We start from the raw sequence: 18,141 nt of genomic DNA on the forward strand, positions 1-18,141 counted from the left end.
TTGTCCCACGCCGACCGTGCTGCGCTGCCCGGACCGAACGTCCAAGCAGCTCACCGGGGTCCTAGGAGGTTCCTCCGAGAGCGAGCACGATCGACAGGGCGGCCACCTGGTTCACCGCCGAGGAGAACACCTCCTGCGCGATCTCCCACTCCTCCGGCCGCGCCTTCGCGTACGGCCGCCAGTTCCGTACGACGACCAGCACCGGCCCGGACTCGGGTCCGTCCGGAAGGTCGGTGAGGCTGTCGGCGAGGGCGTCCCAGTTGCGCCCGAACCAGTCGGGCAGCTCCAGATGCTTGGCGCAGCGGTCCATCAGGGCCGCCTTGTCAGTGACCCCGTCGAGGTCCAGCGTGAGCACGTGCTCCGTCATCCGGCACCGTCCTGAAGCGATCGTGGTTGTGGGGGGGGGAAACGAGCGATGTGGGGAACGAACCATGCGGGGGAACGAACCATGTGGGGGGGACGAACCATGTGGGGGGACGAACGAGGGGACGGCCGTGGCGACCGCCCCCTCATGACCTGCGGCAAGGGCCGGTCAGACCCCGTCCGGGTCCGTCCGGTTGAGGGCGGGCTTGGGCGTCGGGCCCGCCGTCATCAGATAGTCGGCCGCGGACGTGTCCGTCACCAGGCTGGTGACGAGCCCGGACCGCAGCACCGCGTCGATCGCGGCCGCCTTGCGCTGACCGCCCGCGATCGCGACGACCTCGGGGACCCTGCGCAGCTGGTCGGCCTTGACCGTGATGCACCGCTCGCCCAGGTCGCGTCCGACCCTGCGGCCCTCGGAGTCGAACAGGTGCGCGGACATCTCGGCAGCGACCCCGAGCGAGGCGTAGTGGCCCCGTTCCTCGTCGCTGAGCATGTCGTGCACCGTCGAGATGCCCGCCTCCCAGGAGCCGATGGAGACACAGGCGACCGTGACCTTGTCGAAGTACTCGAAGGCCCGGGCGATCCCCGTCTGGTGGCGCAGCGCGATCGCGGTGGCCGCGTCCGGCAGCAGCATCGGCGCGTAGATGGGGTGCGCGTCGCCGCCGGACACCTGGGCGGCGCGGCGGACGGCCTCGACCGAGCCGCGCTCGGCGGTGCCGGCGTCGTACACACCCGTCAGCTGCACGACCGTGCAGGGCGGCAGCCGGTCCAGCGCCGCCGCCATGTGAATCGTGGACCGGCCCCAGGCCAGCCCCAGTACATCCCCCTCGTTGACCAGTTCGCCGAGCAGGTCGGCGGCCACTTCCCCGAGGTTCTCGGGGTCCGTGGTCTCCTCGGCCTCGGCCGGGGACTCGACCACGACGGCGTGCCTGAGGCCGTAGCGGGCGCGGAGCGCGTCCGAGCGCTCCGCGTCCAGTTCGGCCGGCACGCGGATCTCGATCCGTACGAGATCCCGTTCGAGGGCGGTCTCCAGGACCCGGGCCACCTTGAAGCGGCTGACGCCGAACTCCTCCGCGATCTGGATCTTGGACTTGCCCTCGAGGTAGAAGCGGCGGGCCATGGCCGCCGCCTGCACCAGCTCAGCGGGCCCCATCCGCATGGCTGACCGGCCCGCCGACATACCCGACACGGCGTTCTCCTCACTGCTGTTCACACTCTGGATACGCCGTTCATCCTCGCAGATCCGGCGCAGTTGATCAGCTCTGATGGGAGCCGTTCACATTCCTGTCGGTAAGTGGTTGGTTCAGTGTTCACAAGCCCAGGAGGCCCCGGCGGTCGCCGCCTCCGCCTGAGCCCGCAGGCCACGGACCGCCGCGGCCGGGTCATCGGCCCCGTATACGGCGGAACCGGCCACGAACACATCCGCGCCCGCCTCGGCGCAGCGCTCGATCGTCGCGGCCGAGACCCCGCCGTCGATCTGGAGCCACAGGTCGAGGCCGTGCTTGCTGATCAACTCGCGGGTGCGGCGGATCTTCGGCAGCATGATGTCGAGGAACGCCTGGCCCCCGAAGCCCGGTTCGACCGTCATGATCAGCAGCATGTCGAGTTCGGGCAGCAGGTCTTCGTACGGCTCGATCGGCGTCGCGGGCCTGAGCGCCATGGAGGCACGGGCGCCCTTCGCCCGGATCTCGCGGGCGAGTCGCACGGGCGCGGCAGCCGCCTCGACGTGGAACGTGACGGACGAGGCACCCGCCTCGACGTACTGCGGGGCCCAGCGATCGGGGGCCTCGATCATCAGATGGCAGTCCAGCGGAGTGTCCGTCGCACGGGCCAGCGACTCTACGACCGGCACACCTAGCGTGAGGTTCGGGACGAAATGGTTGTCCATGACGTCGACGTGGAGCCAGTCGGCTCCTTCGACCGCCTTCGCCTCGTCCGCAAGGCGGGCGAAGTCGGCGGACAGGATGCTGGGGTTGATCTGCACGGCCATGCCCCAAGCCTGCCATGCCCTCCGGGGGTCGGCGGCATCGGTCCTGGATGGTTGCGGTCAGTTGTCGGCACACGGCCGTCCGTGGCTGGTCGCGCCCGCGCGGCGGAGCCGCAGATGTCTCAGCCCCGCGCCCCTTACGGGGCACTCGTGCCGAGGTGGCCATGACTGGGAACCGTGGGGTCGGGCATCTTGTCTGTGGGCGGCGGGCGAAGTGGGTGGTGCTGGGGTTGTGGGTGGTGCTGCTGTTTCTGACGGCGCCGTTCGCCTCGAAGCTCACCGACGCCCAGGACAACGACGCGGCCTCCTGGCTGCCGGGATCGGCCGAGTCGACCCAGGTGCTGGAGATCTCGGAGGACTTCCGGCCCGAGCAGATCCCCGCGGTCGTCGTCTATGCCCGTGATGCCGGTCTGACGGCACAGGACCGGGCGCAGATCGACAGGGCCGTCGTCCAGCTCAGGCAGCTCACCGACCACGGCATCCGGGGCGCCGAGACCCGCGGCCCGGTCTACGACCGCCCGGCCGACCCGCGCGCCGCCCAGATCCAGGTGCCGATCACCATGGACGAGAAGGGCTGGGAGCGGATCGCCCCGGCCGTCGACTCGATCCGGGACGTCGTCGGCGACGGCGGGGCCGGACTGGCGGTGCACATCACCGGACCCGGCGGCACCTCCGCCGACTTCTCCGAGGCCTTCGAGGGCATCGACTCGACCCTGCTGCTGTCGGCGATGGCGGTCGTCGTCGTCATGCTCCTGATCACCTACCGCAGCCCGACCCTGCTCATCGTCCCGGTGCTGGCGGTGGTCGCCGCGCTGTTCACCGCGCAGGCCCTCATCTATTTCCTGGCCGAACACGCGGGCCTGACGGTGAACGGCCAGAGCGCCGGGATCCTGACCGTGCTCGTGTTCGGCGCGGGGACGGACTACGCCCTGCTGCTGGTGGCCCGTTACCGGGAGGAGCTGCGCCGTCACGAGGACCGGCACGAGGCGATGGCCCTGGCGCTGCACCGGGCGGGCCCCGCCGTGCTGGCCTCGGGGGCCACGGTCGTCCTGAGCATGCTGGTGCTGCTGGCCGCCGAGATGAACTCCACCCGCGGTCTCGGCCCCGTCGCGGCCATCGGGGTGGCGGTGGCGCTGCTGGCGATGATGACGCTCTTCCCCGCCCTGCTGGTGATCTGCGGCCGCTGGATCTTCTGGCCGGTGATCCCGCACTTCGGCTCCGCCGACCCCACCGAGCGCGGCGTCTGGGCCCGCACGGGCCAGGGCATCGCCCGCCGCCCGCGCATGATCTGGGCCGTGACGGCGCTCGTCCTGGCGATCTGTTCGCTCGGTCTCATCCAGCTGCGCGCGGAGGGCATCAGCAACGCGGACGCCTTCACCGGCACACCCGACTCGGTCACCGGCCAGGAGGTGTCCGAGAAGTACTTCCCGGCGGGCAGCGGCGATCCGCTCGTCATCGTCTCCAACCAGGCCCAGGCCCGGCAGGTGGGCCAGGCGGTGGCCGCCACGGAAGGCGTCGTGCCGACCTCGCTCGGGCTGCCGCCGGGCACGAAACCGGTCCACGACGGCCAGGTGCTGTTCGAGGCGACGATGACCGACCCGGCCGACAGCGAGGCCGCGAAACAGACCGTGGAGCGGGTCCGGGACGCCGTGCACGCGGTGCCCGACGCCGACGCGCAGGTGGGCGGCGGCACGGCGGCCCTGCTGGACATGGACAAGGCGACCACGCACGACAACCTGCTGATCATCCCGCTGGTCCTGGTCGTGGTCCTGCTCATCCTCTGCGGTCTGCTGCGCGCCCTGATCGCCCCGCTGCTGCTGGTCGGGACGGTGATCCTGTCCTTCGCGGCGGCCCTGGGCATCAGCGCGCTCGCGTTCCGTCATGTCTTCGACTACGCGGGCGAGTCCACGGACTTCCCGCTCTTCGTCTTCGTCTTCCTGGTGGCCCTGGGCATCGACTACAACATCTTCCTGACCACCCGTATCCGCGAGGAGGCCGGCCACCAGGGCACCCGGCAGGGCGTGGTGACGGGCCTGGCGGCGACCGGCGCGGTGATCACCTCGGCGGGTCTGGTGCTGGCCGGCACGTTCGCGGCCCTCGGCACACTGCCCATGGTCGCCTTCGCGGAGATCGGCTTCGCGGTGGCCCTGGGCGTCCTCCTGGACACCTTCATCGTGCGATCGGTGCTGGTCACCGCGCTGTTCCTGGACATCGGAGCAAAGGTGTGGTGGCCGAACCGCCGGCTGTCGGAATCCGAGGAATCCCGAGGATCCCGAGACTCTTTGCATGACCATGCGAGTTGATGCATAATCTTCCTATGTCCAAGGTCCTCACCTCCCTTCCCGCCGGCGAGCGCGTCGGCATCGCCTTCTCCGGCGGGCTCGACACCTCGGTCGCGGTCGCGTGGATGCGCGACAAGGGCGCCGTCCCGTGCACCTACACCGCCGACATCGGCCAGTACGACGAGCCCGACATCGCCTCGGTGCCCGGCCGCGCGATGAGCTACGGCGCCGAGATTGCGCGCCTGGTCGACTGCCGCGCCGCGCTGGTCGAGGAGGGCCTTGCCGCGCTCACCTGCGGGGCGTTCCACATCCGCTCGGGCGGGCGCGCCTACTTCAACACCACGCCACTCGGCCGTGCCGTCACGGGCACCCTCCTGGTCCGGGCGATGCTCGAGGACAACGTCCAGATCTGGGGCGACGGCTCGACCTTCAAGGGCAACGACATCGAGCGGTTCTACCGCTACGGCCTGCTCGCCAACCCGCACCTGCGGATCTACAAGCCCTGGCTGGACGCGGACTTCGTGACCGAGCTGGGCGGGCGCAAGGAGATGTCGGAGTGGCTGGTCGCCCATGACCTGCCCTACCGCGACAGCACGGAGAAGGCGTACTCCACCGACGCCAACATCTGGGGCGCCACCCACGAGGCCAAGACCCTGGAGCACCTGAACACCGGCGTCGAGACCGTCGAGCCCATCATGGGCGTGCGGTTCTGGGACCCGCTGGTCGAGATCGCCCCCGAGGACGTGACGATCGGCTTCGACCAGGGCCGCCCGGTCACGATCAACGGCAAGGAGTTCGCCTCCCCCGTCGACCTGGTGATGGAGGCCAACGCCATCGGCGGCCGGCACGGCCTGGGCATGTCGGACCAGATCGAGAACCGCATCATCGAGGCCAAGAGCCGCGGCATCTACGAGGCCCCGGGCATGGCCCTGCTGCACGCCGCCTACGAGCGTCTCGTCAACGCGATCCACAACGAGGACACCCTCGCCCAGTACCACAACGAGGGCCGGCGCCTGGGCCGCCTCATGTACGAGGGCCGCTGGCTGGACCCGCAGGCGCTGATGATCCGGGAGTCGCTGCAGCGCTGGGTCGGCGCGGCCGTCACCGGCGAGGTCACCCTGCGCCTGCGCCGCGGCGAGGACTACTCGCTCCTCGACACGACCGGCCCCGCGTTCAGCTACCACCCGGACAAGCTGTCGATGGAGCGCACCGAGGACTCGGCGTTCGGCCCGGTGGACCGGATCGGCCAGCTCACCATGCGCAACCTCGACATCGCCGACTCGCGCGCCAAGCTGGAGCAGTACGTGGGCCTCGGCCTGATCGGCACCGGCAGCCCCACCGTCGGCGCCTCCCAGGCGGCCGCGACCGGGCTGATCGGCACCATGCCGGAACTGCCGGAGGGCGGCGCCGAGGCCATCGCCTCCCGCGGCGAGGTCTCCGAGGACGACGCGCTGCTGGACCGCGCGGCGATGGAGTTCGGCACGGACTGACCCCCGAGGGGACGGACCACGACGGCAGAGGCCGGCTCGAACGCCCAGGGCGTTCGAGCCGGCCTCCGCCGTTGTGGTGCCCGGCCCTCAGCCGGTCTTCCTGATCAGTGCCAGGTACATGGCGTCGGTGCCGTGCACATGCGGCCACAGCTGGATGTCGGGCCCCTCCCCCAACGCCGGCACGCCGGGCAGCAGGGGCCGCGCGTCGATCAGCTCGGCCTCCGGGTACTGCTTGAGCACATCGGAGACGACGGCCCGGGTCTCGGCGAGATGCGGCGAGCAGGTCGCGTACCCGACGACGCCCCCGACCCGGACGGAGTCCAGCGCGGTCCGCAGCAGCCCGCGCTGCAACGGACCGAACCCGTCGAGGTCCTCCGGCCGACGCCGCCAGCGCGCCTCGGGCCGCCTGCGCAGCGCGCCCAGCCCGGTGCACGGCACGTCCATCAGCACCCGGTCGAACGACCCGGGCCGCCACGGCGGCCGCGTCCCGTCGGCGGCGATGACCTGATACGGCCCCGGGTTACCGGCCAGCGCCTTGGCGACGAGCCCCGCCCGGTGCGGCTGCTTCTCGGAGGCGAGGAGGGCGGCCCCGCGCTGGGCGGCGAGGGCGGCGAGCAGCGCCGCCTTGCCGCCGGGCCCGGCGCATCCGTCGAGCCACTTCTCGTCACGGCCGTCGAGCGGTGCGTTGGCCAGCGCGAGCGCCACCAGCTGACTGCCCTCGTCCTGCACGCCGGCCCGCCCGTCCCGGACGGCGTCGATCGCGCCGGGCTCACCGCCCTCGGTGAGCCGCACCGCGTAGGGCGACCAGCGCCCGGCGACCGCGGCCTCCTCCCGGAGCAGTTCATCGGTCGTGGCGCGCCCGGGCCGGGCGACGAGCGTCACCTCGGGCCGCTCGTTGTCGGCCTCCAGCAGGTCCTCGATACCGGCCCGCCCGCCGCCGAGGGAGTCCCACAGCGCGGAGACGACCCACCGCGGGTGCGAGTGCACGACGGCGAGGTGGTCCTCGGGGTCGTCGTCGTAGGGCGGAGCGACCTTCTCGATCCATTCGTCGAGATCGTGCGCCGCGACCTTGCGCAGCACGGCGTTGACGAACTTGGCCCGTCCGTCGCCGAGCACGATCCGGGCGAGGTCGACGGAGGCGGAGACGGCGGCATGGGTCGGGATGCGCGTCCCGAGCAGCTGATGCACGCCGAGGCTCAGCACGTCGAGGACCGGCGGGTCGACCTCGCGCAGCGGCCGGTCGACACAGGCGGAGATGACGGCGTCGTACGTCCCCTGCCGGCGCAGCGTCCCGTAGACCAGCTCGGTGGCGAGGGCCGCGTCCCGCGCGTCGAACTTCTCGGGCCCCTCCTTCTCGCGCGCTTTGCGCAGCAGCGGCGGAAGCACGAGGTTGGCGTACGCGTCCCGCTCGTCCACCGCCCGCAACGCCTCGAAGGCGAGCAGTCGGACGGGGTCCTTCTGGGGCCGGCGGTAGGGCTTGCCCGGCGTGCGGGAACGGTGGGGCTGATCGCTCACGAAAAGGTGCTCCGGATTGCAGGATGAAAGATGCGTCCAGCGTACGTCGGCGGCGACGCGGAGGGGGTTCGCGGGTTCGCCGGTGCTACGCGCCGACGACCTCGTCGTCCCCGATGCGGACGCCCCGCGCCCAGTCCGCGGCGCGCATCGGCTTCTTGCCCTGCGCCTGCACCCACAACAGCTCGACGGCGTACGAGCCCGTGCCGACGTGCACGCTGTTCTTGCCCACGGAGAGCGCGCCCGCGGCGAGATCGGTCCGCTCGGGCACCGGCTGAACGTGGATGAGCTTGAGCCGCTCGCCGCGGAAGACCGTCCAGGCGCCGGGAGCGGGGGTGCAACCGCGCACGACGCGGTCGACGCGGAGAGCCGGGGCGGCCCAGTCGACCTGGGCGTCCTCGACGTTGATCTTCGGCGCGAGGGTGATCCCCTCGGCCGGCTGCGGGACGGCCTTCAGGGTGCCGTCCTCGATCCCGTCCATGGTCGCGGCGAGCAGACCGCTGCCGGCGAAGGCGAGCCTGGTGAGCAGGTCACCGCTGGTGTCGGTGGGCCGGATCTCCTCGGTGACCGTCCCGTACACCGGCCCGGAGTCGAGCCCCTCCTCGATGAGGAAGGTGGAGGCGCCGGTGATCTCGTCCCCGGCCATGATGGAGTGCTGCACGGGGGCCGCCCCACGCCAGGCGGGCAGCAGCGAGAAGTGCAGGTTGACCCAGCCATGGGCCGGGACGTCCAGCGCCACCCTGGGCAGCAGCGCGCCGTAGGCCACCACGGGACAGCAGTCCGGCGCGATCTCCCTCAGCCGCTCCAGGAACTCCGGATCCCGGGGCCTGACCGGCTTCAGCACCTCGATCCCGGCCTCCTCGGCCCGCTGGGCGACAGGAGAGGCGACCAGCCGCCGCCCCCGCCCGGCCGGCGCGTCGGGCCGCGTGACGACGGCGGCCACCTCGTGCCGCCCGGAGGCGATGAGAGCGTCCAGAGCGGGAACGGCGACCTCGGGGGTGCCGGCGAAGACGAGCTTCATGAGTGGGCGGGACCTCTCGGGAAAACGGACGACGGGCAACGCACAAGTTTAGGACGGACGAGCGGAACGGCCCCTGTCGGCGAGAACCCCCACGGGAGCCGCGTGCATCCCGCCCCAGGGGGCGTACGCATATGCCCATACGCCCCCACACCGTGACCAGCGGAGCGAACCCGCGTTGGTCAAGAAAGAGTTGACCACACCTTCTTCAACGCCGGTTCGAGAGGCTTGTTCATGGCCGACCATGCAACCCACGACGCCCAGGCCCGGGCCAGCCTGCACTTGCTGGTGCGGGACATCGAGCGGGTCCGCCGGCAGGTGGACGCACTGCGCACCCTCACCGCCCAGCTGGGCAACGTCTACCGCCCCCGCCGCTCCGGCCCCTCCACGGGCTTCGTCGTCTACGGACGCGCCCCCGCCCCGACGGTCCGCCTCGCCCAGGAACTGCGGGACAGCGTCGAGACGCTGGTCACCGCCGCGGTGGACTTCGACCGTTCGCTCGGCTTCTCGTGGGACGCGGTGGGCTCCGCGCTCGGGGTCACCAAGCAGGCGGTCCACCGCCGCTACGGCGCCCGCCGCGCCACCGCCACCGCCACCGCCTCCGGCACCGCGACGGCGACCGCGACCGAGGCCGAGCGGCCGACGGAGCCGTCCGGCGCCCGCACGGTCAGCGTGGGCACGGGCATCCCGACGGTTCCCACGGTCCCCGCCGCCCGCTCGATGCCGACCCAGCCGACGGCCGGCAGCCCGTCCCTCAGCCCGTCCCTGCGCGACGAGGTGCGGCCGACCGCCTTCCCCGGGCCGCGCAACGGCTGACGCACCCCACACCGGCCCACCCCCACACCGCCCCTGCCCTCTCGGCCCTGCCCGGGAGGGCAGCCGCACACCCGCCGCCGAATACGCCCGCCCTCACCCGATGTCCGGCGGATCGATCCGCACCCGCACCCGCGCGGTCTCCTCCCCGCCCCGAGCCATCCGGGCCGCCTGCGCCGCCTTCAGGGCGGCGGCCAGCGCGGCCCCCCGCCCCGGCGGCACCCGGACCAACGCCCGCTCCCACTCCTCCCCGGGGGGCGGCGCCCCCGGCCGCCGAGGCCGCCCCGCAGGGCCGGCCGGCACCGGAACCGGCCCCAGCACCTCCGCCTCCCGCGGCAGTTCGACGGCGCCCAGGAACCCGGCCACCGCCTCCGCCGTCCCCGACACCGCCGCCATCCGCGACACCGGCGGGAAGCCCAGCTCGGCCCGCTCCGCGAGCTCGCGCACCGCATGCCCCACCGGGTCCCATCGCACCAGCGCCTGCACGGGCCGCAGGGTCGGCTCGGCGACGACGACCACGGTTCCGCCGTCCCCCTGCGGCCGGACGAGCGCGGCGGCCGCGATCCAGCGGCGCAGCGCGTCCTCCCCGGCCCGCAGGTCGGGCCGCCCCAGCATGGCCCAGCCGTCCAGCAGCAGCGCGGCCGCGTAACCGCCCTCGGCGACGGGCTCCGCCCCGGGCGTGGACACGACGAGCGCGGGCGTCCCGGGCACGGTGTCCAGCACCTGTTCGCGCCCCGACGTCCGCACCGGGACGGCGGGAAACGCCCGGCCCAGCTCCTCGGCCGTCCGCCGCGCCCCCACGATCTGAGCGCGCAGCCGGAACGACCCGCAGTCGGGACAGTGCCAGGCGTTCTCCTCCCGCCCGCACCACCCGCACCACAGTGCGCCCCCGTCGCGGCCGCCGTCCCGCGCCTCCAGCGGTCCGGAGCAGTGCCGGCACCGGGCGGCGGCGCGGCACTGCGCGCACGCCATCCGCGGCACGTACCCCCGCCGGGGCACCTGCACGAGCACCGGGCCGTGCCGCAGCCCCTCCCGCACCGCCTGCCAGGCGAGGGTGGGCAGCCGGGCGGCGCGGGCGGCCTCGTCGCGGGCGAGGTCCTGGTCGCCCACGGTCCGCACCAGCGGAGCGCTGCGCCGCACCTCCTCCCGTGCGGCGACCAGCGGCCGCGCCCACCCGCTCTCGACGAGTTGGGCGGCCTCCACGGTGCAGCTCCAACCCCCCAGCAGGAAACCGCACTTGTCCTGCGCCGCCCGCAGCAGCAGTACCTCCCGGGCATGGGGCTGCGGCGCGTGCAGCTCGCTGTGGCTGTCGTCCCCGTCGTCCCAGAGCGCGACCAGCCCGAGGTTCTGCACCGGTGCGAACATCGCGGCACGCGTCCCGACGACCGCCCGCACCGACCCGCGCCGCACGGCGAGCCACTCCCGGTACCGCTTCTCCGGCCCGGCTTCCGCGGTGAGGTGCGCATGACGGCCCGCGCCCAGCAACGCGGTCAGCGCCGCGTCGACCCGCGCGGCGACCCGCCCGTCCGGGACGACGACCAGCGCCCCGCGACCGGAGGCGAGGGTCGCGGCGACGGCCCGGGCGAGCCCCTCGCTCCACTCGGGCCCGGGCAGCGCGTTCCACACCGCCCGGGGCGCGCCCCCGGACGCCAGCGACTCCACAAACGCGCCTCCCCGCTCGTACCGCTCCCAGGTGCCGGGCTCCGGCGCCTTCGGCGGCGGCAGCAGCGCGGGCGAGGGCTTCTGCTCGGCGCGGGCGTTGCGCGGCGGCACGGCCAGTTGCAGCACATCGGCCAGGCTTCCCGCGTACCGGTCGGCCACGGCCCGCGCCAGCCCCAGCAGCTCCGCGCCGAGCACCGGCTCGGGCGACACCACCTGGGCGAGCGCGGCGAGCGGCCCGGGGTAGTCCGAGGCGGCGAGCCGCTCGACGAGGAACCCGTCGATGAGTCCGCCGCCCTCGCGCCGCCCTTCCCGGACCCGCCCGCGCCCGGCGCCGAAGCGCACCCGCACCCGCACGCCCGGCTGCGCGTCGGCGTCCAACTCGGCCGGCACCGCGTAGTCGAAGTACCGGTCCAGATGCAGCACGCCCTTGTCGACGAGCACCCGCGCGACCGGCAGCTCCCCGGCCAGCGCGGCCCCCCGCCAGGTCCGGGGCTTGGCCCGGGGCACCTTGGCCTGCCGCACGCTCTCCCGGATCAGCGCGAGCTGCTCCGGCGGCGCGCCCTCCCCGGCCGCGCCACCGCCCCCCTGCCCGTTCTCGCTGCTCACACCTGCATTCCTACCAAACACCACTGACAGACGCCGAAGCCCGGCCTCCCCAAGGAGGCCGGGCCCCTGCGTCGATGCAGGCAGAACACCGTGGGCGTGTGGTCCTACAGCCCCGCGGCCTTGCGCAGCGCGTCCACGCGGTCCGTGCGCTCCCAGGTGAAGTCGGGCAGCTCACGGCCGAAGTGGCCGTACGCGGCGGTCTGGGCGTAGATCGGACGCAGCAGGTCGAGGTCACGGATGATCGCGGCCGGGCGGAGGTCGAAGACCTCGTCGATGGCCTTCTCGATCTTCTCGGCGTCGACCTTCGCGGTGCCGAAGGTCTCGACGAAGAGACCGACCGGCTCGGCCTTGCCGATCGCGTAGGCGACCTGGACCTCGCAGCGGGCCGCGAGACCGGCCGCCACCACGTTCTTCGCCACCCAGCGCATCGCGTACGCGGCCGAGCGGTCGACCTTGGACGGGTCCTTGCCCGAGAAGGCGCCGCCGCCGTGCCGGGCCATGCCGCCGTAGGTGTCGATGATGATCTTGCGACCGGTGAGGCCGGCGTCACCCATCGGGCCGCCGATCTCGAAGCGGCCGGTCGGGTTGACCAGCAGGCGGTAGTTCTCGGTGTCGAGCTTGATGCCGTCGTCCAGGAGAGCCTTCAGCTCCACCTCCACGACGAACTCGCGGATGTCGGGGGCCAGCAGCGAGTCCAGGTCGATGTCGGACGCGTGCTGCGAGGAGACGACGACGGTGTCCAGGCGGACCGCCTTGTCGCCGTCGTACTCGATGGTGACCTGGGTCTTGCCGTCGGGGCGCAGGTAGGGGATGGTCCCGTTCTTGCGGACGTCCGACAGACGCTTCGACAGCCGGTGCGCGAGGAAGATCGGCAGCGGCATCAGGGTCGGCGTCTCGTCGGAGGCGTAGCCGAACATCAGGCCCTGGTCGCCGGCGCCCTGGCGGTCCAGCTCGTCCTCGTCGCCCTCGACCCGGGACTCGTACGCGGTGTCGACGCCCTGGGCGATGTCCGGGGACTGCGCGCCGATGGACACCGAGACGCCGCAGGAGGCGCCGTCGAAGCCCTTCTTGGAGGAGTCGTAGCCGATCTCGAGGATCTTGTCGCGCACGAGCTGGGGGATCGGCGCGTAGGTCTTGGTGGTGACCTCGCCGGCCACATGCACCAGACCGGTCGTGATCAGGGTCTCCACGGCGACCCGGGAGGTCGGGTCCTCGCGCAGCAGGGCATCGAGGATGGTGTCGCTGATCTGGTCAGCGATCTTGTCGGGGTGACCTTCGGTCACAGACTCCGAAGTGAACAGGCGACGGGACACAACGCTCCCTGGGGTTGCAGCGGCTGCTGGCTGATCATTGGCGGACGCGACGGGAGCTGCGCCCGGCGTCGTCCGAGAACAGTTTATCGGTCCTGCCCTGCCACCGGCCCACCTGTCTCGCCTCTCGGGAGTGCTGTGACCTGCGGCACGGGCATTCTGCCGAATGCCCAACGCCCTTGGCCAGGGCACCACACCCCTGATCGAGCGCGGTGACCGGCAACGGCGAAGCGCATCAAACAGTCAGCTCAGCCGCTGCGCCACCAGGTCCCACACGGTTTCGGCCAAGGCTTCCTTGGGGCCGTGCGCCACGGGGGTTTCGCTGCCGTCGGCTCCCAGCACGAGGGCCTCGTTCTCCTCGGAGCCGAACGTCTTGCGCTCCCCCACCTCGTTGACCACCAGCAGATCGCACCCCTTGCGGCGCAGCTTGGCCCGGCCGTTGGCGAGGACGTCGTCGGTCTCGGCCGCGAAGCCGACGACCACCTGATTGGGTCGCGCCCGGTCGGCCGATATCTCCGCGAGAATGTCCGGATTACGCACAAGAACGATCGGGTCCGGTTCCTGTCCGTCCTTCTTCTTGATCTTTCCGGCCGCGTATGTCTGCGGACGGAAGTCGGCCACTGCGGCGGCCATGACGACGGCGTCGGCGTCGGCGGCCGCCTTCAGGACCGCCTCGCGCAGTTGTACGGCCGTGCCGACCTGGACGACGTCGACCCCGGCCGGGTCGGGCAGGCCGGTGTTCGCCGCGATCAGGGTGACCCGGGCGCCGCGCGCGGCGGCGGTGCGGGCGAGGGCGTAGCCCTGCTTGCCCGAGGAGCGGTTGCCGAGGAAACGGACCGGGTCGAGGGGCTCGCGGGTGCCGCCGGCGCTGACCACCACATGCCGGCCGGCCAGGTCGGGTTCGCGCACTCCGCGGGCCAGCACCCGGCGGCAGACCTCGAAGATCTCGCCCGGGTCGGGCAGCCGGCCCTTGCCGGTGTCGACGCCGGTGAGGCGGCCGACGGCCGGCTCGATCACCACGGCGCCCCGGCGGCGCAGCGTGGCCACGTTCTCCTGGGTGGCCGGGTGCTCCCACATCTCCGTGTGCATCGCGGGGGCGAAGACGACCGGACAGCGGGCCGTGAGGAGGGTGTTGGTGAGGAGGTCGTCGGCGAGCCCGTGGGCGGCCTTGGCGAGCATGTCGGCCGTGGCCGGGGCGACGACGACCAGGTCGGCGTGCTGGCCGATGCGGACGTGCGGGACCTCGTGGACGTCGTCCCAGACCTCCGTGGAGACGGGGTGGCCGGAGAGGGCGGACCAGGTGGCGGCGCCGACGAAGTGCAGTGCGGAGGCGGTGGGGACGACATGGACGTCATGCCCCGACTCCGTCAGTCTGCGCAGCAGCTCGCAGGCCTTGTAGGCGGCGATTCCACCACTGACCCCCAGGACGACCTTGGGCTTGTCCACCGTCTCTCCCCGGCTCGGCAACGTACGGGTCCATCACACACCACAGGCCCGGCAGGAGCACTGCCGGGCCTGTGGACAAGTCACACGCGATCTGAAAGTACTACTGCGCGGGGCCCTCAACGGCCTCGGACGTCAGCAGCCCGGCGTTGATCTCGCGCAGGGCGATGGAGAGCGGCTTCTCGTGGACGTGGGTGTCCACGAGCGGACCGACGTACTCGAGGAGGCCCTCGCCGAGCTGCGAGTAGTACGCATTGATCTGGCGGGCCCGCTTGGCCGCGTAGATCACGAGGCTGTACTTCGAGTCGGTGGCCTCGAGGAGCTCGTCGATCGGCGGGTTGATGATGCCCTCGGGCGCGGAGATGGAAGAGGACACGCTCTACCTTCCGATGGATGGGAAAAGATCGGTCGTGATCACCACACCGATGGTTTCGGTACTAGCGATCACACAACATCCATCAAGGCTAGCAGCTCACGGGCCACGTCCTCGACGGAGGTGTTGACAAGGGTCACGTCGAACTCCGGCTCGGCCGCGAGTTCGATCTTCGCGGCCTCGAGCCGGCGCTCGATCACCTCGGGCGGCTCGGTGCCCCGCCCGGTCAGTCTGCGCACCAGCTCCTCCCAGGAGGGCGGAGCCAGGAACACCAGTTGGGCCTCCGGCATGGACTCGCGGACCTGCCGGGCGCCCTGGAGGTCGATCTCCAGGAGCACCGGCTCGCCCGACTCCAGGCGCTCCAGCACCGCAGTGCGCGGAGTCCCGTAGCGGTTGCCGGCGAACTCGGCCCACTCCAGCAGTTCGCCGTTGGCGATCAGCTTGTCCATCTCGTCGTCGGAGACGAAGAAGTAGTGGACGCCGTGCTTCTCACCGGGCCGGGGCCTACGGGTCGTCGCCGACACCGAGAGCCAGACCTCGGGGTGTTCCTTGCGCATATGGGCGACGACCGTGCTCTTGCCGACCCCTGAGGGGCCGGAGAGCACGGTCAGCCGCGGACGTACGTCCGGGGGCTCGGGGGTCGTCCCCCGGAATGTTGCAGCCATGCAGCGATTATTCCAGCAATCCCGGAGTGCCCGGGACTCCCTTCCCGCAGGACCCGGGAATCAGGAGCCGGTGCTGCCGAACTCACGCTCCAGGGAGGCGATCTGGTTGGAACCGAGGCCGCGCACGCGGCGGCTCTCGGAGATGCCGAGTCGCTCCATGATCTGCTTGGCGCGGACTTTGCCCACGCCCGGAAGCGACTCCAGGAGGGCGGAGACCTTCATCTTGCCGATGACGTCGTTTTCCTGACCCTGCTTGATGACCTCGTGAAGCGAGGCGCCGGAGTGCTTCAGTCGATTCTTGACCTCGGCCCGCTCCCGGCGAGCCGCGGCGGCCTTTTCGAGCGCGGCTGCGCGCTGTTCGGGGGTAAGGGGCGGAAGAGCCACGCCTACGTCACCTCGGATGTCGAACTGTCGGATACGGACCGGTGAGGAACCTAGTCGCCCCACACCTGGTGAGCTACGAGCAACACGCTGCCCGTTCACTCTCCGTCGGAGACTAGCGGCCAACTCCGCCAGAGTCAGCGAGAACAGAGGAAAAGTCCTGGTCAGCCTCCGTAGGGCCAGACATTTCAGACATACTGCCCCGGATTTGAGGATGTATCCAGACTCAAGTCGGCCGAGGGCCGCCCGACCGAGCCCCCGGTCGGGCGGTCGGCGCCCGTCAGGCGGCGGCCACCGCGACCCTGACCGCTTGCGCGAACCGATCCACGGCGTCACGCAGAGCGACGATGTCGGGGCCGTGACGCAACACACCCCGACTGACGTTCGGCACGACATTGCGCACCGCGGACCCGAAGACCCGGGGAAGGTCGGCCGGGGTCGCCCCCTGGGCGCCGACGCCCGGCGCGAGGAGCGGGCCGTTGATGTCGAGGTCGTAGCTCGAGAGGTCGCCCAGCGTGGCCCCGACGACCGCGCCGAAGGAGCCCAGCGGCTCCTCCCCCACGTTCTCGGCGGCCAGGTGCGCCAGCATCGTCGCGCCCACGTCGCGCCCGTCCGCCCGCACCGCGTGCTGGACCTCGCCGCCCTCCGGGTTGGAGGTCAGCGCCAGCACGAACAGTCCGGCGCCGCTCTCGCGGGCCAGTGCCACCGCCGGCGACAGGGACCCGTAGCCGAGGTACGGCGAGACGGTGAGGGCGTCGGAGAACAGCGGGGCGTCCGGGTGCAGGAACGACTCGGCGTACGCGGCCATGGTCGAGCCGATGTCGCCGCGCTTGGCGTCCATCACGACCAGGGCGCCGGCCGCCCGCGCCTCCTGCACCGACTTCTCCAGGACGGCGACCCCGCGCGAGCCGAACCGCTCGAAGAACGCGCTCTGCGGCTTCAGCAGGGCGACCCGGTCCGCCGTCGCCTCGACGACCGTGCGGCTGAACCGCTCCAGGCCGGCGACGTCGTCGTCCAGGCCCCACTCGGCGAGCAGGGAGGCGTGCGGGTCGATGCCGACGCAGAGGGGCCCGCGCTCGTCCATGGCACGACGCAGCCGCGCGCCGAAGGGCTCCAGGGTCATGCCGTCTTCCTCACGTCGGCGCCGACGGCGTCGGCGAGGGTGGCATAGGGGCTCGTCCGCAGCCGGGCGGCCAGGCCCTTGTGGATCGCGCGGCCCCAGAAGGGGCCCTCGTAGATGAAGGCGCTGTACCCCTGGACGAGCGTGGCGCCGGCCAGGATGCGCTGCCAGGCGTCCTCGGCGTCCTCGACGCCGCCGACGCCCACGAGCGTGATCCGGTCGCCCACGCGTGCGTAGAGGCGGCGCAGTACCTCCAGGGAGCGGTCCTTGAGGGGCGCTCCGGACAGCCCGCCGGCCTCCTTCACCAGGGAGGGTTCGGATGTCAGACCGAGGCCTTCGCGCGCGATGGTGGTGTTCGTGGCGATGATCCCGTCCAGGCCCAGCTCCACGGCCAGGTCGGCGACCGCGTCGACGTCGTCGTCCGCCAGGTCCGGGGCGATCTTCACCAGCAGCGGGACCCGGCGCGCGGTCACCGCACGGTCGGCGGCCTCGCGGACGGCGCTCAGCAGCGGTCGCAGCGCCTCGGTGGCCTGGAGGTTGCGCAGCCCCGGCGTGTTCGGCGAGGACACGTTCACGACCAGGTAGTCGGCGTAGGGCGCGAGCCGCTCGGCCGACTTCACGTAGTCGCCGACCGCCTCCTCCTCGGGGACGACCTTGGTCTTGCCGATGTTCACGCCGACCACGGGCTTGAAGACGGCCGTACGGGAGGCGAGACGCGCGGCCACGGCCAGCGAGCCCTCGTTGTTGAAGCCCATGCGGTTGATCAGTGCCCGGTCCTTCACGAGCCGGAACAGCCGCTGCTTGGGGTTGCCGGGCTGCGGCTCCCCGGTGACCGTGCCGATCTCGACATGGTCGAAGCCCAGCATCGACATCCCATCGATCGCGACCGCGTTCTTGTCGAAGCCGGCGGCGAGCCCGAACGGGCCGTGCATGCGCAGCCCGAAGGCCTCCGTGCGCAGCTCCTCATAACGGGGGGCGAGGGCGGCCGCGACGAACGTGCGCAGCACCGGGATGCGGGCGGCGAGCCGGATCCAGCGGAAGGCCAGATGGTGGGCCTGCTCCGGGTCCATCCGCCTGAACACGAGGTTGAAGAAGATCTTGTACATGGTTCCCTCA

The 18,141-nt window shown here is 72.0% G+C and carries 16 protein-coding genes; 3 read left to right on the plus strand and 13 right to left on the minus strand.

Going from position 1 to position 18,141, the window contains the following annotated elements:
• Positions 1 to 61: 61 nt before the first annotated feature.
• The 3 genes from ACWD4O_RS33830 to rpe form a co-directional block, all read right to left on the minus strand.
• Positions 62 to 367 (minus strand): barstar family protein, encoded by a 306-nt coding sequence (locus ACWD4O_RS33830; protein WP_450948713.1) that lies wholly within the window; start codon positions 365 to 367, stop codon positions 62 to 64.
• Between the two features lie 165 nt (positions 368 to 532).
• Positions 533 to 1,576 carry a sugar-binding transcriptional regulator gene (locus ACWD4O_RS33835; protein ID WP_451285779.1) on the minus strand — a complete coding sequence of 348 codons (1,044 nt, stop codon included), beginning with the start codon at positions 1,574 to 1,576 and terminating at the stop codon, positions 533 to 535.
• Positions 1,577 to 1,666: 90 nt separating this feature from the next.
• Positions 1,667 to 2,353: a ribulose-phosphate 3-epimerase gene (gene rpe, locus ACWD4O_RS33840; RefSeq protein WP_351920608.1), complete on the minus strand. Its 687-nt coding sequence runs from the start codon at positions 2,351 to 2,353 to the stop codon at positions 1,667 to 1,669.
• A 161-nt stretch (positions 2,354 to 2,514) separates the two neighbouring features.
• Here rpe and ACWD4O_RS33845 point away from each other — a divergent pair, with 161 nt between their 5' ends.
• Both ACWD4O_RS33845 and argG read left to right on the plus strand, forming a co-directional pair.
• Entirely contained in the window at positions 2,515 to 4,653 is a 2,139-nt protein-coding gene (locus tag ACWD4O_RS33845) for an MMPL family transporter (protein ID WP_451285781.1), read from the plus strand.
• Between the two features lie 14 nt (positions 4,654 to 4,667).
• The gene (gene argG, locus ACWD4O_RS33850; protein WP_451285783.1) at positions 4,668 to 6,122 is read left to right on the plus strand and encodes an argininosuccinate synthase; all 1,455 of its coding nucleotides are present in this window, start codon (positions 4,668 to 4,670) and stop codon (positions 6,120 to 6,122) included.
• An 87-nt stretch (positions 6,123 to 6,209) separates the two neighbouring features.
• On the opposite strand, the gene ACWD4O_RS33855 is transcribed toward argG, so the two are convergent.
• Both ACWD4O_RS33855 and fmt read right to left on the minus strand, forming a co-directional pair.
• Positions 6,210 to 7,637 carry an RsmB/NOP family class I SAM-dependent RNA methyltransferase gene (locus ACWD4O_RS33855; RefSeq protein ID WP_451285785.1) on the minus strand — a complete coding sequence of 476 codons (1,428 nt, stop codon included), beginning with the start codon at positions 7,635 to 7,637 and terminating at the stop codon, positions 6,210 to 6,212.
• Between the two features lie 85 nt (positions 7,638 to 7,722).
• Positions 7,723 to 8,655, minus strand: a complete 933-nt coding sequence (gene fmt / locus ACWD4O_RS33860) for a methionyl-tRNA formyltransferase (protein ID WP_451285786.1) — start codon at positions 8,653 to 8,655, stop codon at positions 7,723 to 7,725.
• A 231-nt stretch (positions 8,656 to 8,886) separates the two neighbouring features.
• On the opposite strand from fmt, the gene ACWD4O_RS33865 reads away from it, so the two are divergent.
• Positions 8,887 to 9,468, plus strand: a complete 582-nt coding sequence (locus ACWD4O_RS33865) for a hypothetical protein (protein WP_451285788.1) — start codon at positions 8,887 to 8,889, stop codon at positions 9,466 to 9,468.
• Between the two features lie 93 nt (positions 9,469 to 9,561).
• Here the strand turns inward: ACWD4O_RS33865 and ACWD4O_RS33870 are convergent, their stop codons facing one another.
• The 8 genes from ACWD4O_RS33870 to ACWD4O_RS33905 all read right to left on the minus strand — a co-directional run bounded on the left by ACWD4O_RS33870 (position 9,562) and on the right by ACWD4O_RS33905 (position 18,131).
• A complete protein-coding gene (locus ACWD4O_RS33870; RefSeq protein WP_451285790.1) occupies positions 9,562 to 11,733 on the minus strand; it encodes a primosomal protein N' in 2,172 nt (723 codons plus the stop codon).
• Between the two features lie 104 nt (positions 11,734 to 11,837).
• Positions 11,838 to 13,046 carry a methionine adenosyltransferase gene (gene metK, locus ACWD4O_RS33875; protein WP_351919869.1) on the minus strand — a complete coding sequence of 403 codons (1,209 nt, stop codon included), beginning with the start codon at positions 13,044 to 13,046 and terminating at the stop codon, positions 11,838 to 11,840.
• Between the two features lie 240 nt (positions 13,047 to 13,286).
• Entirely contained in the window at positions 13,287 to 14,489 is a 1,203-nt protein-coding gene (gene coaBC, locus ACWD4O_RS33880) for a bifunctional phosphopantothenoylcysteine decarboxylase/phosphopantothenate--cysteine ligase CoaBC (protein ID WP_451285792.1), read from the minus strand.
• 100 nt (positions 14,490 to 14,589) lie between these two features.
• On the minus strand, positions 14,590 to 14,862 hold the full coding sequence (gene rpoZ / locus ACWD4O_RS33885; protein ID WP_003988945.1) for a DNA-directed RNA polymerase subunit omega: 273 nt from the start codon (positions 14,860 to 14,862) through the stop codon (positions 14,590 to 14,592).
• Between the two features lie 68 nt (positions 14,863 to 14,930).
• Positions 14,931 to 15,524 carry a guanylate kinase gene (gene gmk, locus ACWD4O_RS33890; protein ID WP_451285795.1) on the minus strand — a complete coding sequence of 198 codons (594 nt, stop codon included), beginning with the start codon at positions 15,522 to 15,524 and terminating at the stop codon, positions 14,931 to 14,933.
• 60 nt (positions 15,525 to 15,584) lie between these two features.
• Positions 15,585 to 15,908: an integration host factor gene (locus ACWD4O_RS33895; protein ID WP_003977346.1), complete on the minus strand. Its 324-nt coding sequence runs from the start codon at positions 15,906 to 15,908 to the stop codon at positions 15,585 to 15,587.
• A 277-nt stretch (positions 15,909 to 16,185) separates the two neighbouring features.
• Positions 16,186 to 17,028 carry an orotidine-5'-phosphate decarboxylase gene (gene pyrF / locus ACWD4O_RS33900; RefSeq protein ID WP_451285797.1) on the minus strand — a complete coding sequence of 281 codons (843 nt, stop codon included), beginning with the start codon at positions 17,026 to 17,028 and terminating at the stop codon, positions 16,186 to 16,188.
• The gene (locus ACWD4O_RS33905) at positions 17,025 to 18,131 is read right to left on the minus strand and encodes a quinone-dependent dihydroorotate dehydrogenase (protein WP_451285799.1); all 1,107 of its coding nucleotides are present in this window, start codon (positions 18,129 to 18,131) and stop codon (positions 17,025 to 17,027) included. Before ACWD4O_RS33905 ends, pyrF begins: the two co-directional genes overlap by 4 nt.
• Positions 18,132 to 18,141 lie beyond the last annotated feature (10 nt).

Source organism: Streptomyces sp. NPDC002623, assembly GCF_053592635.1.